This window comes from Dyella sp. 333MFSha, from assembly GCF_900102405.1.
GTDB classification, from domain to species: Bacteria; Pseudomonadota; Gammaproteobacteria; order Xanthomonadales; family Rhodanobacteraceae; genus Luteibacter; species Luteibacter mycovicinus.
In genome coordinates, this window is the sequence record NZ_FNBR01000001.1 from 821,679 (window position 1) to 839,756 (window position 18,078).

Below are 18,078 nucleotides of genomic sequence, written 5' to 3' on the forward strand. Positions count from 1 at the left end.
GCATAAACAGCGCCATCCCCCACTCAAAGCTCCTGTAGGAGCGCGCCCCGCGCGCGACATCCCTTGCAGGAGCCCGCCCCGCAGCGATGCCCCTTGTAGGAGCGCGCCCCGCGCGCGACCCTACGGCACCACCAGATCCGACGTCTCCGCCTTATCACCCCTATGCAGATAAGGATGAGCAAACACGGCGCCCAGAATGATCGCCACCCCCACATAAAACGCCCAGCCCAGTTCCTTCTGCTCTCCCAGCAGCGGAATGGCCAGGACGATCGCATACACCGGCTCCAGATTCGTCACCATCTGCGTCGCGAAGGCGGTGAGATGCCGTAACGCCGTCAGCGCCAGGACGAAGGGCAGCAGCGTGCACCCATAGGCCAGCAAAACGATCAGTGCCCCGTCGTGCAGATCGGGCACAGGGAATGTCGTGCCCGGCATGAACGGTGCAAGCACGGTAAGGAACAGGGTGCCCGTGCCCAGCTCGATACAGGTCACGGTGAGCGAATCGGCCTTATCGATGAGCCGCTTGTTGAACGCGCTGAAGAGCGCCACGAACAACGCGGACAGCACGCCAACAGCGAGGCCGATCCGCATCTCACCCGGCACGCCGCCGGCGACCAGCGCCACGCCGGGCACGACGGCGGCACCGATCAGCAATTCGCGTGGATCGAAACGTCGTCCGGCCACCCAAGGCTCGACCATGGCCAGAAATGCGGGGCATAGCGCGATACACGTCGCGGCGACCGAGGCGTTGGCCAGTTTGATCGCGCCGTAAAACGTCAGCCAGTGCAGCGCGACGATGACGCCGATCCCCGCATAGGACAGCAGCAGCTTTGGCGGAAGCGCGCGTATCGCTCGCCATACCCGGGGCAGGCAGAGCAGGGTTCCCGAGACCAGCAACATTCGCCACCAGACCAGGGGCAGGGCGGCCAGGGTGATCAGCTTGCCGAGGATGGCGGTAAAGCCCCAGAGCAGGACGCAGAAGTGGATATGGAGATGGGCTTTACGGGAAGGCGACATGCGCGAAGCTTGCCGGGGCCGTGGCGCATCCACAAGCGCCACAGCGCACCCGTAGGAGCGCGCCTTCCGGGCAATGCTCTTGGTCAATGCCCGTCAGGGCAAAAAGCATCGCGCTCAGGGCGCGCTCCTACGGTAGGTTACCGGCCCTTGGTCTTCCCAGCCGGCGGGGCCTTAGGCGGGTTGTTCCGGATGTCGTCGAGCAACGGCTTGCACTGCGTCGCATCCGCTTTGCCGCTCTCCGGCACCGCCAGGGCACCGAGGGCAGCGACAGGAGCGGCAAACACCGCCAGCGCCGCCGCGCCGCCCGCACGCAGGATCAGCGGCCCGGCGTGTACGCCGACCGAGGGGTTCTTCATCGTCCCGTGCACATACAGCGGCGAGCGCAGCGAGAAGAGACGGAAACCCTTCGTATGCGGAACGATGTCGAGATTGAGCTTTTCGTCCCGGAAGTTGATATTGCCGTTGACGTTGATCAGGGCCTTCTCGGTATCGAGCGCGAAGAGTCGCGACTCCATGTCGCCGTTGGTCGCCACCAGATCGGCGGCCATGCAGTTGATCTTGACCACTTCATCGCCGAAGAGCTTGTTCACCGCGTAGCTGCCGACATTCAGGCCGGCGAGTTCCAGCAGCGAGCTGCTGATCGCGCCGTCGTTGATAAGCAGCTTCACCTCGCCGTTTGAGCTGCCCAACAGGGCGGCGGGCGAGTTGCCGGTGGCGGTGAGGGACGCATCGCCATTGAGCTCACCGAAGCTGGTCTGCATCGGCGCGAAGGTCGGGAACAGCTCCTTCAGCTTCAGATGGCGGGCGCCCAGATTGAAGCCACCCCTCAAGGGCGTCTTCGATCCGTCCAGCTTGATGTTGCTGCCGACCGTGCCGCCGGCCACGCCGAACTTCAGCGGGTCGAGGATCAGCACAGCGTCCTTCATGATGAGGTGGGTGTAGAGGTTGTCGATCGGCAGGCGCTCACCGTGGACGATCTTCACGCCGGTGAACTCGACATCCGCGTCCATGGCGTTCCAGCGATCGGTCTTGAACGGCTCGACGGGCAGCACCTTGTCGTCAGGTTGCTTCACCGCGTCGCCGCGCTCGGCCTTTTCTTCGTTCGAGCCACCGCCGATGAGCGGGGCCAGATCGCTGAAGAGCAGCTGGTTGGACTTCAGCGCGCCGGTCAGCTTCGGACGCGGCCCGCCCGTGTTGAACGTCAGGCTCCCGCCCAGGTCGCTGCCGCCCACCTTGCCGGTGAAGTGGTCATAGGTGAAGACGCTGGCGCCCTTTTTCAGATTGGCCTTGAGGTGGCCCTCGGTGGCGAACGGCGGCGTATCCGGCAGGGTAACGCCGGTGAGGTCATACAGATGCGACATGCTTGTGCCGGAAAACCACAGGCGAACGTCCAGCGCACCCATGTTGATCGGGTCGGTAAGGGTACCGACGAAGGCGACATGCGTGTCGCCGAAGCGCGCATCGGCCGCGACCGGGAAAGGGCGGTTCGAGTCGCGGAGCGCAAGCACGCCACCGGTCTTCGCCTTGGCCGTCACCGTCGACTTCTTGTACGTGCCCTTGGCTTCCCATGCGAACTGATAGACCTGCTTCTTCTTGGTCTCGTCGTTGCGATCCTTCTCGTCCGCGTCGCTCTTCGACATCGCTTTGGCGCTGGCACCCGTGGTCTTCTTCGCCTGGGCGCGCGAGTCGGTCTCCTGCTGCGCCATGATCTCGTCGAACGGAATGCCCTTGCTCAGCGGCGTCACGTCGATGCCCATGGCGATCTGGGTCTGTGCATCGTTGAAATCGATGTGACCCTTGTCGAACGCGATCGCGTTGAGTTCGAGCTGCCACTCGGACGGGCCCGTGCTTTCCGGCAGCTTGAAGGTCCACGTGTTGTCACCGTTCTTCACCCGCTGAAGATCGATCTTCGGCTGGCCAAGACGGATCTCCGGCACGACGATGCGGTGCGAGATCAGCGGGAAGGGCGAGAGGCGGAACTGGAGGGAGTCGAGCGTAGCGAATTGCTTCGTCTTCGCCCAGTCGGGATTGGCGACGGTGATGTCACGCGCCTCGAAGTGCGGCCACGGGATCAGGCTGACCAGCCCGCTCTCCCCAGGCTCGCGCGACCAGTGCGCGGAAAGGTCGCCATTGATCGCGAAAGGACGCCCGATGGCCTCCGAGACCTTTTCGTTGATCGTCGGCTTCAACCGGTTCCAGTCGAAGAAAGCGATAAACAGAATGATCGCAGCGATCAGCAGGACGAAGATCCCGATGACCCAGGCCAGTATTTTCCTTCCACGTCGCATCGTCACTTCTCCACTCCCATAACGGAGACAGAGGTAACGTGATCGCCGCCAACGTTATGTGTTCACGGAAGGCGGCGATTAAGCGTCGTGCAGGGGAGGTGATTGCGGGAGTATCGGAGGCCCCGCGACATCAGTCGGCCTGCCAGTACCCCGTCGCCTTCACCCAGTCCTTGTCGATCCCGCGCGTTTCGACGAGCAGCGAACGCAGGGATCGCGCACGCTTCGACTCCGTGGCCACCCACCAGAACGTGTCGCCACCCGGGATCGGCAGCGCCGCCAGCGTATCGTCCAGCGACGGCACCGAGCGATCGCGTACGAACCAGTGCACATCCCGCGCGAGTATCTGCTTCTCTTCGTTCGAGGCGATCTCGACGAGCACGGTCACGGGTGTCGAGGCAGGCAGCTCCTCGAGCCAGCGGCCGATGGCAGGCAGCGCGGTTTCGTCGCCGACCAGTACGTAATGATCGAAGTCGTGGGGCACGATCATCGATCCCCGCGGCCCGCCGACACCGAGGGTGTCACCGACCTTCACCCGCTCCGCCCAGGTCGAGGCCGGGCCTTCCCCGTGCAGAACGAAGTCGATGTCGAGCTCGTTATGCGCGGCGTTGTAGCGGCGCGGCGTGTAATCCCGGGCGGGCGACGGGGTGACGCCCTCGGCGAACACCGGGCCTTCCGGGGTCATCGTCGGCGTGTTGATCGCGCCGTCGTCGACGGGGAAGAACAGCTTGACGTGGTCGTCGGGCGAGGCGGTGACGAAGCCTTCGAGGTCCGGCCCGGTGACCGTCACCCGCACCATGTGCGGGGTCAGGTTCTGCACGCGGGACACGCTGAGCTTGCGCATCTTCAGTTCGTGGCGGACGCGGGTGATGGCGTGGCGCCCGGTGATATCGCTCATGCGTTGCGCTCCGCGATGGCCCTGGCGGTGGCTTCGAGCAGCTTTGCGACGCGATGCAGCTCGGCCTCGTCCCATGCCTTGTGGTGGTTGATCAGCTGGTGCTTCAGCGTATGCATCGCCTCGCGTACCTCGTTGGGAACGCTCATGCGGCGCATGTGGCGCGACATGACCTGCAGGCGCTCGGTCAGGGCTTCCAGCGTGTCGCGGTTTTCCTGAAGAAAGGTGCTGCCGGCCTCGGTGATCGCGTAGAGCTTCTTGCCGCCGGTCTCGGCCTCGACCCGGGCGTAGCCCAGCTCTTCGAGCATGGTCAGGGTGGGATAGATGGCGCCCGGGCTCGGGCTGTACTGGCCATCGAACATCTCCTCGATGGTGCGAATGAGCTCGTAGCCATGGCGCGGCTGCTCTTCGATCAGGGCGAGCAGAAGGAGGCGCAGGTCGCCGGTGCCGAACATGCGGCCTCCGAAACGACCGCCGCCGCGGCCGCCGCGCATGCCGTCGCCGCGGTCGTCGAAGCCGAAGGCGCCGCCGCCGAAGCGGCCGCCCGGACCGCCGCGGCCCATGGCCATGGCTGCCATCTTGTCGTGGAAGCGGTGTTTTGCATGGTGGAAAAAGTGCATGGGGGTGCTCCAGATATATCGTACGTAGTGGTCGTACGATATATCTTAAGAAACACTCTTGGCAACACCCGCGCTGGCGCCGCTCCTAGCCGAAGGTGAACGTGAACGCGTGGAACCCGCCCTTCGGAATCTTGATCGTCAGCACGTGGTCCTTGTATCCGTCGCCATCGAACAGGGTGTACAGCTGGCTCTTCTGGACGGTCACCGGCGCCATCGGCTTGCCGTCCACCGCGATCTCCAGTGTCACGGCATCGTTCGCGCTCGCCACCATATGCACCTTCTTCGCCTTGAAATGCAGGCGAATCTCACCGTTGGCGCCCACCAGCGTGGCGTTCTGGCGACCGATCTCCCACTTGCCGATCAGTGCGAACTGGTTGAGCTCCAGCCTCGACGGCGCCGTGAAATCGCGGGTACCGGCGCTGTCGCCGCCCGGGCTGGCATTGTTCTTCGCACGGTCGCTGCCGAAATACATTTCCGGCGAGCCCAGCTGGGTGAAGTCCGGCGCGTCCTTGTCGGCTTCGGCGGTGGCCTCGAGACGGGGCAGGCCGAGCAGGGTACGGATCGCGTTTTCCATCTCGGCGTAATTGCCCTCGCCGAAATGATGGGCGATGACGTTGCCGCGCTGGTCGACCAGATACTCGGCCGGCCAGTACTGGTTATCCCAGGCGTCCCAGGTCTCCAGATCGTTGTCCTGGGCCACCGGGTACTTGATGTTGTACTTCGCGATGGCGTCGCGGACATTACCGTCCTGCTTCTCGAAGGCGAACTCCGGCGAGTGAACGCCGACGATCACCAGACCCTTGTCCTTGTACTGGTCGTACCAGCGGGTGACGTGGGGCAGGGTGCGCAGGCAGTTGATGCAGGAATATGCCCAGAAGTCGATCAGCACGACCTTGCCGCGCAGGCTCTTCATGGTCAGGGGCCTGGAATTCTGCCAGTTAGCGATGCCGGCGAATTCCGGGGCGGTCTGGGCGGCCATGGCGGGCGTGGCCGCCGCGAAGGCAGTCAGCGCGACGAGCAGGGCGAAAAAGGTGTGACGTAGCTGACGCATGAAAACTCCGTGGTTCCTGGGTACCGGAAGAAGACCGGTCGATCGCCCGGCACCTTACACCGGCCGGGTGCGCTAAAATCGCTGCTTTGCCAGCCCCCGCGAGCCAGCCGAAGCGCCATGACCTCGATCAAGCAGGACGACCTCATCACCAGCGTCGCCGACGCTCTCCAGTACATCTCGTACTATCACCCGGTCGACTACATCAAAAACCTCTCCGCCGCATACGAGCGTGAAGAGTCGCCGGCCGCCAGGGACGCCATCGCCCAGATCCTCATCAACTCGCGCATGTGCGCCGAGGGCCACCGCCCGATCTGCCAGGACACCGGCATCGTTACGGTGTTTCTCAAGGTCGGCATGAACGTGCGCTGGGACGATGCGACGATGGGCGTCGAGGACATGGTCAACGAGGGTGTGCGCCGCGCGTACAACCATCCGGACAACAAGCTGCGCGCCTCGGTCCTGGCCGACCCGGCGGGCAAGCGCATGAACACCCGCGACAACACGCCGGCCGTGGTGAACGTGTCGATCGTGCCGGGCGACAAGGTCGACGTGATCGTCGCCGCCAAGGGCGGCGGTTCGGAAGCCAAGTCCAAGTTCGCGATGCTCAACCCGTCCGATTCCATCGTCGACTGGGTGCTGAAGACCGTGCCGACGATGGGCGCCGGCTGGTGCCCGCCGGGCATGCTCGGCATCGGTATCGGCGGCACCGCCGAGAAAGCGATGCTGCTGGCGAAGGAAGCGCTGATGGAGCCGATCGACATCGTCGACCTCATCGCGCGCGGTCCGTCCAACCGTGCCGAAGAACTGCGCCTCGAGCTGTACGAGAAGGTCAACGCACTGGGGATCGGCGCGCAGGGCCTCGGTGGCCTGACCACCGTGCTCGACATCAAGGTCAAGGACTACCCGACCCACGCCGCCAATCTGCCGGTCGCGCTGATTCCCAACTGCGCCGCCACGCGTCATGCGCACTTCGTGCTCGACGGCTCCGGCCCGGTGGCGCTCGATCCGCCGTCGCTGGAAGACTGGCCGAAGCTCACCTACGACTCGTCCAAGGGCCGTCGCGTCGACCTCGACACGATCACCCGTGAGGACGTGCTCGACTGGAAGCCTGGCGAAACGATCCTGCTCAACGGCAAGCTGCTCACCGGTCGCGACGCCGCGCACAAGCGCATGATCGACATGTTGAACCGCGGCGAGACGCTGCCGGTCGACTTCACCAACCGCTTCATCTACTACGTCGGCCCGGTCGATCCGGTGCGTGACGAAGTGGTGGGCCCGGCCGGTCCGACCACCGCGACGCGCATGGACAAGTTCACCCGTCAGATGCTCGAGACCACCGGTCTGCTCGGCATGGTCGGCAAGAGCGAGCGCGGTCCGGCCGCTATCGAGGCCATTCGCGACAACAAGGCCGTTTACCTGATGGCCGTGGGTGGTTCGGCGTATCTCGTGTCCAAGGCGATCAAGGCGTCGCGGGTGCTGGCGTTCGAAGACCTCGGGATGGAAGCGATCTACGAGTTCGAGGTCAAGGACATGCCGGTGACGGTAGCGGTCGACAGCGCCGGCACGTCGGTGCATGAGACCGGCCCGAAGGAATGGAAGTCGAAAATCGGCAAGATTCCCGTAGTCGTCATGTAGGAGTCAGGTGCCATGTGTGGCGGGCGATTTGCTCATCTTCTTCCGTCACCATCACCCGTGACGGGACATCGCCGATCCATTGCAGCCCCGCGAGAATCGCATCGCGGGTGACGGCATCGTTCTCGCCGATACCGCCGGTGAACACGAGCAGATCGATGCCGCCGAGCGACGCGACCATCGCCGCGATCTGCTTCCGCGCCACATGTACGAACACATCCTGCGCGAGCTTCGACGCCTCGTTATCCATCGCATGCAACTTCCGCATGTCGCTGGTACCGCCGGAAAGCCCCTTCAGGCCGGCCTCCCGATCGACCAGTTTTTCAAGCCGCTCCGCATCGTAGCCACGCTCGCGCATCAGGTAGAGCAACACGCCCGGGTCCAGATCGCCCGGTCGCGTCCCCATCACGATGCCGCCGGTGGGCGTGAGCCCCATGGTCGTATCGACCGACCGCCCGTCGCGTACCGCGCACAGGCTCGCGCCATTGCCCAGATGGGCGATGACGACCCGCGACGGAATGCCATCGCCCAGCTGTCGGACGATCGACTCGTACGAGAGCCCGTGAAAGCCATACCGCTCGATACCACCCTCACGCAGATCCGCCGGCAAGGGCAGGGTCTTCGCGACCAGCGGCATCGATGCGTGAAAGGCCGTGTCGAAACACGCCACCTGCGGCAGGTCCGGAAAGCGTTCCCTGCACCGTTTCACCATCGCCACCGCGGGCGGCACGTGCAGTGGCGCGAACGCGCGCGCCTCGTCGAGGTGCGTCATCATCGCCTCGTCGATACGCGCATGCTTCCGCACACGGGGTCCGCCGTGCACGATGCGGTGACCGATCGCATCGGGGGAGGGCAGGGACTGTTTCGACATCGCATCGACGATGCCCGCCAGCGGATCGGCATCGGCGGGGCCGTCCGTCTGCCCGGTAAGCAGCGCCTCGCACCGGTCGCCATCGACGCGGTACAGGCCGTACTTCAGCGACGACGACCCCGTGTTGAGCGCCAGGACATGGCCGGCGCCACTCACGAGGGATCTTTCCCGTGCGAGGCCGTCTCTTCCGCCTTCCATTGCCAGTCGCGCACCTCCGGCAGGTCCTGCCCGTGCTCACTGACGTACAGCTTGTGTCGCTGGATGTCCGACCAGTAACGCTGCGTCGCCTTCTCACGCTCGCCGGCCAGACGCGGAATGCGGTTGATCGCATCGAGGGCCAGCTGGAAGCGATCCATGTTGTTCAGCACCATCATGTCGAGCGCGGTGGTGGTCGTGCCTTCTTCCTTGTAGCCGCGCACATGGATGTTGTCGTGGTTGTGCCGGCGATACGTCAGCTTGTGGATGATGCCGGGATAGCCATGGAAGGCGAAGATCACCGGCTTATCTTTGGTGAACAGGTCGTCGAACACATCGTCGTCCATGCCGTGCGGATGTTCTTCCGGCTGTTCCAGCGACATCAGGTCGACCACGTTGACCACGCGGATGCGGATGTCCGGCACGTACTCGCGCAGCAGCATGACGGCGGCGAGAATCTCCACGGTCGGCGCGTCACCCGCGCAGGCCATGACCACGTCGGGGTCCTCCCCGCCACGGCCGGCCCATTCCCAGATGCCCGCCCCGGCGGCACAGTGACGGATCGCACTCTCCATATCCAGCCACTGCCAGTCCGGCTGCTTGCCCGCGATGATCACATTGACGTAGTGGCGGCTGCGCAGGCAGTGATCGGCGACGGAGAGCAGGCAGTTGGCATCGGGTGGAAGATAGATGCGCACGATCTCGGACTTCTTGTTCGCCACGTGATCGATAAAGCCGGGATCCTGATGCGAGAACCCGTTATGGTCCTGGTGCCAGACGTGCGAGCTCAGCAGGTAGTTGAGCGACGCGATCGGCGGACGCCACGACATCTTCCGGGTGACCTTCAGCCACTTCGCATGCTGGTTGAACATCGAATCGATGATGTGGATGAAGGCCTCGTAGCACGAAAAGAAACCATGGCGGCCGGTGAGCAGGTAGCCTTCGAGCCAGCCCTGGCACTGGTGCTCGCTCAGTACCTCCATGACGCGGCCGGCGGGGGAGAGGTTCTCGTCCACCTCTTCGTATTCCGCCAGCCAGGTCTTGCCGCTGGCTTCGTAGACGGCTTCGAGCCGGTTCGACGCGGTCTCGTCGGGCCCGAACAGGCGGAAGGTCTGCATGTTCTGCCGCATTACGTCGCGCAGGAACCTGCCGAGCACGCGCGTGGCTTCGGCCTTGTGGTCACCCGGTGTCTTCACGTCTTCCGCGAAACTGCGGAAGTGCGGCATATGCAGCTGCTTCAGCAACTGGCCGCCATTGGCATGGGGATTCATGCCCATGCGGCGCTGGCCCGTGGGTGCCAGCGAAGCGAATTCGTCCCGGAAACGGCCGTGTTCGTCGAAGAGTTCGTGCGCGTCGTAGCTCTTCATCCAGTCTTCGAGGATCTTCAGATGCTCATCGGTCTCGAACTTCGCGATGGGCACCTGATGAGCGCGCCACGTGCCTTCCACCGGCTTCCCATCCACCACCTTCGGGCCGGTCCAGCCCTTGGGGCTGCGCAGCACGATCATCGGCCAGCGCGGGCGCACGGCATCGGCGGCATCATCGCTGCGGGCGGCCTCCTGGATGCGTCGGATCTCGTCGAGGCAGGTGTCGAGCGCCGCCGCGAAGTCCTGATGCATCGGCTCGAACTCGTGGCCTTCGACGAAATGCGGCTCGTAGCCGTAGCCGCGCATCAGGTCGCGCAGTTCCTCCGGTTCGATGCGCGCGAGCACGGTGGGATTGGCGATCTTGAAGCCGTTGAGGTGCAGGATCGGCAGGACCGCGCCGTCGCGTGCGGGGTTGAGGAACTTGTTCGAATGCCACCCCGTGGCCAGTGCGCCGGTCTCGGCTTCACCATCGCCGACCACGCAGGCGACGATAAGGTCCGGGTTGTCGAACGCCGCGCCGAACGCGTGTGACAGCGAGTAGCCGAGTTCACCGCCTTCATGGATCGAACCCGGCGTTTCGGGCGCGACGTGGCTCGGAATGCCATACGGCCACGAGAACTGGCGGAACAGTTCGCGCATGCCCGCTTCGCTGCGGTCGATGTGCGGATAGATCTCGGTGTACGACCCTTCCAGATACGTATGCGCGACCAGGCCGGGACCGCCATGGCCGGGACCGATGACGTAGATCATGTTGAGATCGCGTTCGACGATCGCGCGATTGAGATGCGTATAGATGAAGTTGAGGCCGGTAGTCGTGCCCCAGTGTCCAAGCAGCCGGTGCTTGATATGTTCCTTGCGCAGCGGCTCCTGCAGCATCGGATTGTCGCGGAGGTAGATCTGTCCCACGGTGAGGTAGTTGGCGGCACGCCAATAGGCATGCATGCGACGGAGCAGGTCGGGCGCGAGCGTCATGAGTGCTTCCAGGCGACGGGGTCGCCAAACAGGCTAAGCGCGCGAGGATTGTCCCGGCGTGAACGAAACGGCCCTGACTTCGTTTAATCGTGCGGCGGAACGCCGCGACGCGATGACGAACCGGTCAGATGACGGATCGGTTACTCGTGCGAGCCCAGTTCGCGCGTGCTCTGTTCGAGCACCTTCATGCCGTCTTCGTGCCTGCGCGCGTTGCGTGCGTCCTCGGACTGCTGGCGCAGGCGTTCGCGCTCCGCGATTTCGCGCGCGGCGGACGGCGGATCGAGCGCACCATGCGTGCTGACGATGCCGGACGCACCACTGAGCGGAGGCGTGCCGGTCGCCGGCGCGACGGCGGACGCCGCCGGGTCGACAGGCGGGGCGGGTGCGGCCACCGGCGCGATGGCCGGCGTCTGCGCCGACACTGGCGCCGTGGAAGGGGAGGGTGTGGCGTCGTCCGACGGTGCCGTGGCGGCCGCCTCTTCCCGGCGCGACATGCTGTGCCAGACGAATAACCCGAGCAGCGCCAGAAGCGCGATCACGAGCAAGGCCGGGCCGAGACGCGAGGCGTCACCGGACGAACGGCGACGGGGCGCCGCGCCGCGTGTTTTCTCGTGCTTCGCGCCTTTGCCGCCCCGGGCGGATGGGGCCGAGGCCGCACCCGGAAGCGACATGTCGAGATAATCGGGCAGCTTCAGCATCACGCGCAGGACGTCACCGTCGACCAGCTGCAGGCGTGGCTGGCGGCGCATCAGTGCCCTGGCCTCGCTGCTGTAGCGCCCACGGGTGACGAAGACGCCCTTGCTCGCGGCCTCGTTGAGCATGTTGCCAAGCAGCTCGTTCACATCCTGCAGCTGCACTTCCTCGGTGTCCCAGTGCTTGCACTGGACGATGACGGTTTCGCTTCCGCGGCGCAGCCGGAGATCGACGCCAGCCGTCAATGTCTTGAGTGACGTGGCAGGCGTATGGTGTTCAACGAGGTAACCCTGGCTACGATAATGCTCGGCCAGCAGATGCTCGAAATCCTGCCAGGCGAGGCGCGCGAGGGCGTCACCGGCTTGGGCTGGCGTCTGTCGTGCCGCAAACATCGTTCGGAAAAAACCCTGCCAAGGTTCAAACCGGCATTGTACCCGGACGGGACGCCGGATTTCCGCAACGGCGGATTTCCGCCATGGCATGGCGCCCGCCGTGCTCTCCACCCTGCGTTGTCCGGGTTGCCGACGGTGGTTTCGCCCGGTAAATTGGGAGGTTGTATCGGGGGAATTCGGGGTTTGTCTGTGATCAAGCACGTATTGGCCGCCGCCGCGGCCCTGGCGGTGTCCGGTTGTGGCGGCAAGTCGATGATCGAGAGCGACATGAGTCGCCTGGTGTCCGCCAGCCCGGCGTCGCCGTGGCTCACCGTCGAGAACCGCGGGGAAAGCGTCGTCGTCGTGTCCGGGCTCGAGGGCAAGCCCAAGGTTCAGGTCAGCCCGGACATCGCCACGGCCGTCGAGGCCCGCTTGCGTACGACCTTGCAGCCAAAGTACATCACCGACCTGATCATCAACTGCCGTGGGCTGGAGACGGCCACGTCGGTCGCCGCCGAGGCTGAGCCGCCGGCCGCCAGTCTCACCCTCGCGGTGAACTGCCGGATCGTCAATCGCGGCGTCGTGACCGCCAAGGCCTATCGCATTCAGCAGTCGCTGCCGGTGCAGCCGGACGCGCCGCGCCTGGATACGCTGGTGCCGCGCCTGATCGACGGTGCATCGACCCAGCTGGCGGATCAGCTCTGGGCGGACGTGAAAGCGACGACCCGTTAAGCCTCGACCGTATTGGCCGCCCGCACGGCGTCCTGACACTCCACCAGCTGAGCCTGGGTGAAGCTCTGGCCGGGCACGGCCAGCAGCACGGCATCGGCCTCGGCGCCGCCCTGGTCGATGAGGACGTCGATCATCGCCACGCGACTGGCCGCGATCAGGGCGCGGCCCAGCGGCGTGCGCGCGCCCGCGTCGGCGGGATCGGCGCGCTCGGACAGGGCCTGCACCACGCGGGATGGGAAGTCCCAGTGCCGCGCCGCATGCAGCGACAGGCGCTCCATCTGCTGGGCCAGCGCGGCGATGAACGAGCGGCTGTACTGCGGTACCGCGTCGCCGTATTTCTCGAGCTCGGCCAGGATGGCCTGGGAGCCCGTATGGCTGACCAGTCCGGCCAGAAAGGCCTCGAACGGGTCGCAGGCCGGACGGCCGAGATGGGAACAGGCGCGGGCGCAGCGCTCGGCGTGCTCCCACAGGCGTTCGCCGGCATGGTGGATGCCGTTTTCGCCCGTGCGCAGGATCGGCCGCATCACCAGTTGCATGACCACCCGGCGCAGGCCGTTCTGGCCGAGCAGCGTGATCGCCTGCTGCAGGCCCGTCACGGGTTTGGTCGAACGGAAGAAAGCGCTGTTGGCCACGCGGATGATTTCGCCGACCAGTACGCTGTCGCGGGAGACCTGTTCGGCCAGCATGCGGCTGTCGGTGTCGTCGCTGCGCAGTGAGCGCATCAGCTGCGGCACGACCGAGGGCAACCGGGGCAGCAGGCCGACGTCGAAACGTTCGCCGCCGAAGACGTCCTTCAGGCGGCGCAGCAGGCTCTGCTCGGCCGGCGTCATGGCGGGTTCGAACGATGGCGCCGCCGAGAGGATCAGCCGGTAAAAACGGTCTTCCACCTCGTCGGCCGGCAGCGCGCCGGCGGGCACCTCGACGATCGCCTCCACCCCTTCGTCGGCAACCGGCACGGGCGCAGACACAAGCGGCCATGCGTTGCTGGCCGCCGCCGGGGGAGTCGCGCCGCGAGCGCCGAACCACTTCCTGAAAAACCGGCCGATCACGGGGAAGCCTCGAGGCTGGGGAGGGAGGAAGACACAGTATATGGCGGCCGTGAGGCGAACGAGTTGAGGGATACAATCTTACGATGGAACCGCTTCCGCCCAGCCGACTCGTCCTGCCCGCCGGCGCGTGGCCTTCCGTGCTGGATTTCCTGTGCGACCGCTTCCCGGCGATCGGCCGTCCGGTCTGGATCGACCGCATGGAGCGCGGCATGGTGGAGATCGACGGCGTGGCGATCGACCGGCTCGCGCCCTACCGGCCGGGAACCAGGCTGGCCTACCGCCGCGAGGTGCTGGCGGAGCCGACCATTCCTTTCGAGGAAACCATCGTCCATGCCGACGACGACCTCGTCGTGGCCGACAAGCCCCACTTCCTGCCCACGATGCCGGCCGGTCGTTTCGTCGAGGAGACCCTTTCCGTACGCCTGATGCGCCGGCTGGATAACCCGGCGCTGGTCGCGCTGCATCGGCTGGACCGGGGCACCGCCGGGCTGGTCGTGTTCTCGGCCCGGCCGGAGAGCCGGGACGCCTATACACGCCTGTTCCGCGAACGCCGGATCGACAAGGTCTATGAGGCGCTGGCCGCCCCTCTGCCGGACCTCGTTTTTCCGCACGTCCGGGAAAGCCGGATCGAGCGCGGTGAACCTTTCTTCCGCGTCCGCGAAGCCGACGGCGAGCCCAATGCGCGCACCCGCGTCGAGGTGCTGGAGCGGGGCGAACACTGCTGGCGTTATCGGCTGCAGCCGGTGACCGGACGCAAGCACCAGTTACGTCTGCACATGGCCGCGCTGGGTGCGCCGATTCTCGGCGATCACGTCTATCCCGAGCTGCGCGATGAGCCCGCGGACTTCAGCGAGCCGCTGCGGCTGCTTGCCCGCGAACTGCGCTTCGTCGACCCCGTCACCGGACAGGACCGCTCGTTTCTAAGCAAGCGTTCACTCGACCTTTGAGGCGTGCGGGCGCAAACTGTGCGCTTCCTCGCCGCTCCTTTCCGGATGACTTCCGCTCCTGGCTTCCGCACCGTTGCCCTGATCATCGCAAGCGCGATGTTCATGGAACAGTTGGACGGCACCATCCTGGCCACCGCGCTGCCGGCCATGGCGGAGTCCTTCGACGTTTCCCCGCTGCACATGAGTGTGGCGCTGACCTCGTACATGCTCAGCCTCGCCGTGTTCATCCCGGCCAGTGGCGCCATCGCCGATCGTTACGGTTCGCGCAACGTCTTCCGCGCCGCCATCGCGTTGTTCACGGTGGGATCCATTCTCTGCGGTCTGTCCGGCAACCTGCCGCTGCTGGTGCTGTCGCGCCTGCTGCAGGGTATCGGTGGCGCCATGATGGTGCCGGTGGGACGCCTGGTGCTGCTCCGCTCGGTGCCCAAGTCCGAGCTGGTCAGCGCGATGTCGTGGCTGCTGGTCCCTGCACTGATCGGGCCCGTGGTCGGGCCGCCGCTGGGTGGCTTCATCGTCACCTGGGTGTCCTGGCGCTGGATTTTCTACATCAACGTGCCGATCGGTCTGGCAGGCATGTGGCTGGCGACGAAATTCATTCCCGACATCCGCATTCCGGACAAGGTGCGCTTCGACAAGCTCGGTTTCGTGCTGTCGGGTGTCTCGCTGTCGTGCCTGGTGTTCGGGCTGGAAATGGCCAGCCGGGGCGCGACGTCGATGGCCGGTTCCACGGGGCTGATGGTGGGCGGCCTGATTGTCGGTGCGATCTACGTATGGCATTCGAAGCGGACGACCAACCCGATCCTCGACCTGTCGCTGATGCGTTTCACCACCTTCCGCCTGTCCGTTATCGCAGGCTCGCTGACGCGTATCACGGCCGGTTCGGTGCCGTTCCTGCTGCCGCTGATGATGCAGCTGGGCTTCGGTCTTTCGGCGGCGCACAGCGGCGTGATCACCTTCGTGTCCGCACTGGGCGCGATGTTGATGAAGGCGACCGCGGCGCCGGTGCTGCGCTGGTGGGGTTTCCGCGCGACGCTCGTCTGGAACGGCGTCCTGTCGATGGTCTGCGTGGCCTTGTGCGCCGCGTTCCGGCCCGAGTGGCCGCTGTGGATCATCTATGTGGTGCTGCTATTCAGCGGGTTCTTCCAGTCGCTGCAGTTCAGTGCGTACAACACGGTGGCGTACGCGGATGTGCCCAGCGAGCGTTTTTCCAGCGCGACCAGTTTTTACACGACGTTCCAGCAGCTGATGCTGTCGCTGGGCATCTGCGTGGCGGCCGCGGCCTTGCACGTGTCGGTGACCTGGCACGGCCGTGAGCATGCGCAGCTGCCAGACTTCAGTGCGGCGTTCCTGGTGGTGACCTTCGTCTCGCTGCTGGCCGCGCCCGTGTGTCTGCTGCTGCCGAAGAATGCCGGCGCGGAGATGAGCGGACACCGCCGCCGCTAACGCCGCCGCTCAAATGTAGGAGCGCGCCCTGCGCGCGACCCGCGCCCCGCGACCCCGTCAAGGCAGCGCAATCCCCTCACTGATCCAGCTCCCCACTTTCCCCGGCATCGCCGCGAGCCGCCTCGCCTGCGCGATGAACGGCCGCCTTGGAATCTCCACCGCTCCCATGCTCAGCAGATGATCGTTGGTCACCTGCGCATCGAGAAACGGAAACCCCCAGCCATGCAGCAGTCCGCATAGGCCCGCCAGCGCCACCTTCGATCCACCCGTGCGCGCACTGAACATCGACTCGCCGCAAAACAGGCGCCCCACGGCCACACCGTAAATGCCGCCGACCAGCGACCCGCGATCCCACACTTCGACGCTGTGCGCATGCCCGCGCCGGTGCAGTTCTTCGTAAGCGGCGATCATGTCCGGTCCGATCCACGTGCCCGGCTGGCCGTTACGCGGTGCCGCGCACGCACGCATCACCCGCGCGAACGAGGTGTCCGCGGTGATCCGCCAGTTCGACTTGTTGAGCTGCTTGCGCAGACTGCGGCTGATGTGGACTTCGTCCGTGCGGAACACGCAGCGCGGATCGGGTGACCACCACAGGATCGGCTCGTCTTCGTTGAACCAGGGAAAGACGCCCTGTGAATATGCCGCCAGCAAGCGATCGGCGGACAGATCGCCACCCCACGCCAGCAAGCCGTTGGGCTCGGCCAGCGCCGACTCGGGGTCGGGGAACAGGCCAGTGCGCTGGGGATGCAGTTGCGGTAGCTGGATCATCGGTCAGCGTAAGGCGAGTGAGTCATCAGTTCGTCTTTGTAGGCTTCACGGTGAGCCGCTTCGTGGACCAGGGCATCGGCCACGGCCTGGCGGAAACCTTCATGCGCAATGTAATGCCGCGAGTGGGTCAGCGTCGGCAGGAAGCCACGAGCCAGTTTGTGTTCGCCCTGCGCGCCGGGTTCGAAACGCGCCAGACCCTCGCGGATCGCGTAGTCGATACCGCGGTAGTAGCAGAGCTCGAAATGCAGGCCGGACAACTCCACGCTGGCGCCCCAGTAACGTCCATACAACGCGTCGGCGCTGCGGAGGAAGAGCGCCATCGCTACGATGTCACGGTCGTCGCGTGCAAGCGCGACCTGCACATTCGAACCGAGCGTACGTCCCAGGTATTGGAAGAACCGCGCCGTGAGTGCGGCATGGTTGCCCTTCATGTCGAAGGTGAGCTCGTAGAGGCCATGGATCTGCCTCCACTCGGCATCGGACAGCGTGTCGCCGCCGCGCATTTCCAGGGTCAGGCCGGAGGCCGCCGCATGCGCGCGCTCCTGTCGTATGTTCTTGCGCTTCTTGCGCGCCAGCGCATCGAGGAAGCCGTCGAAATCGGCATAACCGCGGTTATGCCAGTGAAACTGATAGTCCGCCCGGATCAGCCAGCGGTCGTCGAAGGCGTGAAGATCGGCCTCCGCGAGGAAGTTGGCGTGGATGGATGAAAGGCCCAGGCGATCGGCTTCGTCCACCAGCGCGGCGGTCAGTCGATTGCGATGAATGTCGGCCCCGGGGCCCTCACGCACCAGCAGGCGCGGGCCGGGCACGGGAGAGTAGGGCGAGGCGACCAGCAGCTTGGGGTAATAGTCCCCGCCGGCACGTTCCCAGGCCGAGGCCCAGCTCCAGTCGAAGACGAACTCGCCGTGCGAGTTGCCTTTGAGATACGTCGGTGCGGCGGCGACCAGCCGGCCACCGTCGAAAATGGCCAGATGGTGCGGCTTCCAGCCGTAATCCTCACGCAGGCAGCCCTTCGCCTCCATGCCGCTGAGAAACGCGTGCGACACGAACGGGTTGCCGTCGGGCACGAGCGCATCCCAGTCGGCGGCAGCGATCTCGCCAAGTCCGTCGAGGAAGCGGATCTCGCTCATGCGACGCGGTGCCCCGCGCGTTGGGAGGCGCGGGGCGGTG

Annotated in this window: 15 protein-coding genes; 4 read left to right on the top strand and 11 right to left on the bottom strand. The window is 65.4% G+C overall.

Annotated features, from left to right (window positions below; translation table 11 throughout):
* Positions 1–120 precede the first annotated feature (120 nt).
* The 5 genes from BLT40_RS03745 to BLT40_RS03765 all read right to left on the bottom strand — a co-directional run bounded on the left by BLT40_RS03745 (position 121) and on the right by BLT40_RS03765 (position 5,868).
* Entirely contained in the window at positions 121–1,017 is an 897-nt protein-coding gene (locus BLT40_RS03745; protein ID WP_090351469.1) for a DMT family transporter, read from the bottom strand.
* A 137-nt stretch (positions 1,018–1,154) separates the two neighbouring features.
* Positions 1,155–3,305: an AsmA family protein gene (locus tag BLT40_RS03750; RefSeq protein ID WP_090351471.1), complete on the bottom strand. Its 2,151-nt coding sequence runs from the start codon at positions 3,303–3,305 to the stop codon at positions 1,155–1,157.
* 130 nt (positions 3,306–3,435) lie between these two features.
* A complete protein-coding gene (locus BLT40_RS03755) occupies positions 3,436–4,200 on the bottom strand; it encodes a siderophore-interacting protein (protein ID WP_090351474.1) in 765 nt (254 codons plus the stop codon).
* Positions 4,197–4,817 carry a PadR family transcriptional regulator gene (locus tag BLT40_RS03760; RefSeq protein WP_090351476.1) on the bottom strand — a complete coding sequence of 207 codons (621 nt, stop codon included), beginning with the start codon at positions 4,815–4,817 and terminating at the stop codon, positions 4,197–4,199. Before BLT40_RS03760 ends, BLT40_RS03755 begins: the two co-directional genes overlap by 4 nt.
* A gap of 85 nt (positions 4,818–4,902) precedes the next feature.
* Positions 4,903–5,868 carry a thioredoxin family protein gene (locus BLT40_RS03765; protein ID WP_079520309.1) on the bottom strand — a complete coding sequence of 322 codons (966 nt, stop codon included), beginning with the start codon at positions 5,866–5,868 and terminating at the stop codon, positions 4,903–4,905.
* 117 nt (positions 5,869–5,985) lie between these two features.
* Here BLT40_RS03765 and BLT40_RS03770 point away from each other — a divergent pair, with 117 nt between their 5' ends.
* On the top strand, positions 5,986–7,503 hold the full coding sequence (locus BLT40_RS03770; protein ID WP_079520308.1) for a fumarate hydratase: 1,518 nt from the start codon (positions 5,986–5,988) through the stop codon (positions 7,501–7,503).
* Here BLT40_RS03770 and BLT40_RS03775 read toward each other — a convergent pair.
* The 3 genes from BLT40_RS03775 to BLT40_RS03785 form a co-directional block, all read right to left on the bottom strand.
* Positions 7,496–8,527 (bottom strand): acetate/propionate family kinase, encoded by a 1,032-nt coding sequence (locus BLT40_RS03775; RefSeq protein WP_218124512.1) that lies wholly within the window; start codon positions 8,525–8,527, stop codon positions 7,496–7,498. The genes BLT40_RS03770 and BLT40_RS03775 overlap by 8 nt on opposite strands.
* Entirely contained in the window at positions 8,524–10,905 is a 2,382-nt protein-coding gene (locus tag BLT40_RS03780; RefSeq protein WP_090351482.1) for a phosphoketolase family protein, read from the bottom strand. Before BLT40_RS03780 ends, BLT40_RS03775 begins: the two co-directional genes overlap by 4 nt.
* Positions 10,906–11,045: 140 nt before the next feature.
* Complete coding sequence (locus tag BLT40_RS03785; protein WP_176809088.1) at positions 11,046–11,990, bottom strand: restriction endonuclease; 945 nt, start codon at positions 11,988–11,990, stop codon at positions 11,046–11,048.
* 183 nt (positions 11,991–12,173) lie between these two features.
* On the opposite strand from BLT40_RS03785, the gene BLT40_RS03790 reads away from it, so the two are divergent.
* Positions 12,174–12,701, top strand: coding sequence for a hypothetical protein (locus BLT40_RS03790; protein ID WP_143025823.1), 528 nt, complete (start codon positions 12,174–12,176; stop codon positions 12,699–12,701).
* Here the strand turns inward: BLT40_RS03790 and BLT40_RS03795 are convergent.
* Positions 12,698–13,750: an HDOD domain-containing protein gene (locus tag BLT40_RS03795; RefSeq protein WP_090351491.1), complete on the bottom strand. Its 1,053-nt coding sequence runs from the start codon at positions 13,748–13,750 to the stop codon at positions 12,698–12,700. The genes BLT40_RS03790 and BLT40_RS03795 overlap by 4 nt on opposite strands.
* An 83-nt stretch (positions 13,751–13,833) precedes the next feature.
* Here BLT40_RS03795 and BLT40_RS03800 point away from each other — a divergent pair, with 83 nt between their 5' ends.
* A complete protein-coding gene (locus BLT40_RS03800) occupies positions 13,834–14,697 on the top strand; it encodes a pseudouridine synthase (RefSeq protein ID WP_090351494.1) in 864 nt (287 codons plus the stop codon).
* Between the two features lie 45 nt (positions 14,698–14,742).
* The gene (locus BLT40_RS03805; RefSeq protein WP_090351498.1) at positions 14,743–16,140 is read left to right on the top strand and encodes an MFS transporter; all 1,398 of its coding nucleotides are present in this window, start codon (positions 14,743–14,745) and stop codon (positions 16,138–16,140) included.
* A gap of 57 nt (positions 16,141–16,197) precedes the next feature.
* Here the strand turns inward: BLT40_RS03805 and aat are convergent, their stop codons facing one another.
* Together aat and BLT40_RS03815 are read right to left on the bottom strand one after the other, a co-directional pair.
* A complete protein-coding gene (gene aat, locus BLT40_RS03810; RefSeq protein WP_090351501.1) occupies positions 16,198–16,908 on the bottom strand; it encodes a leucyl/phenylalanyl-tRNA--protein transferase in 711 nt (236 codons plus the stop codon).
* Positions 16,905–18,038 carry a GNAT family N-acetyltransferase gene (locus tag BLT40_RS03815; RefSeq protein WP_090351504.1) on the bottom strand — a complete coding sequence of 378 codons (1,134 nt, stop codon included), beginning with the start codon at positions 18,036–18,038 and terminating at the stop codon, positions 16,905–16,907. Before BLT40_RS03815 ends, aat begins: the two co-directional genes overlap by 4 nt.
* Positions 18,039–18,078: the final 40 nt, after the last annotated feature.

Coding starts and splice junctions, on each gene's coding strand:
- aat (WP_090351501.1), bottom strand. CDS start 16,908: ATGATCCAGCTACCGCAACTGCATCCCCAGCGCACTGGCCTGTTCCCC.
- BLT40_RS03780 (WP_090351482.1), bottom strand. CDS start 10,905: ATGACGCTCGCGCCCGACCTGCTCCGTCGCATGCATGCCTATTGGCGT.
- BLT40_RS03745 (WP_090351469.1), bottom strand. CDS start 1,017: ATGTCGCCTTCCCGTAAAGCCCATCTCCATATCCACTTCTGCGTCCTG.
- BLT40_RS03785 (WP_176809088.1), bottom strand. CDS start 11,990: ATGTTTGCGGCACGACAGACGCCAGCCCAAGCCGGTGACGCCCTCGCG.
- BLT40_RS03800 (WP_090351494.1), top strand. CDS start 13,834: ATGGAACCGCTTCCGCCCAGCCGACTCGTCCTGCCCGCCGGCGCGTGG.
- BLT40_RS03750 (WP_090351471.1), bottom strand. CDS start 3,305: ATGCGACGTGGAAGGAAAATACTGGCCTGGGTCATCGGGATCTTCGTC.
- BLT40_RS03805 (WP_090351498.1), top strand. CDS start 14,743: ATGACTTCCGCTCCTGGCTTCCGCACCGTTGCCCTGATCATCGCAAGC.
- BLT40_RS03765 (WP_079520309.1), bottom strand. CDS start 5,868: ATGCGTCAGCTACGTCACACCTTTTTCGCCCTGCTCGTCGCGCTGACT.
- BLT40_RS03815 (WP_090351504.1), bottom strand. CDS start 18,038: ATGAGCGAGATCCGCTTCCTCGACGGACTTGGCGAGATCGCTGCCGCC.
- BLT40_RS03760 (WP_090351476.1), bottom strand. CDS start 4,817: ATGCACTTTTTCCACCATGCAAAACACCGCTTCCACGACAAGATGGCA.
- BLT40_RS03770 (WP_079520308.1), top strand. CDS start 5,986: ATGACCTCGATCAAGCAGGACGACCTCATCACCAGCGTCGCCGACGCT.
- BLT40_RS03755 (WP_090351474.1), bottom strand. CDS start 4,200: ATGAGCGATATCACCGGGCGCCACGCCATCACCCGCGTCCGCCACGAA.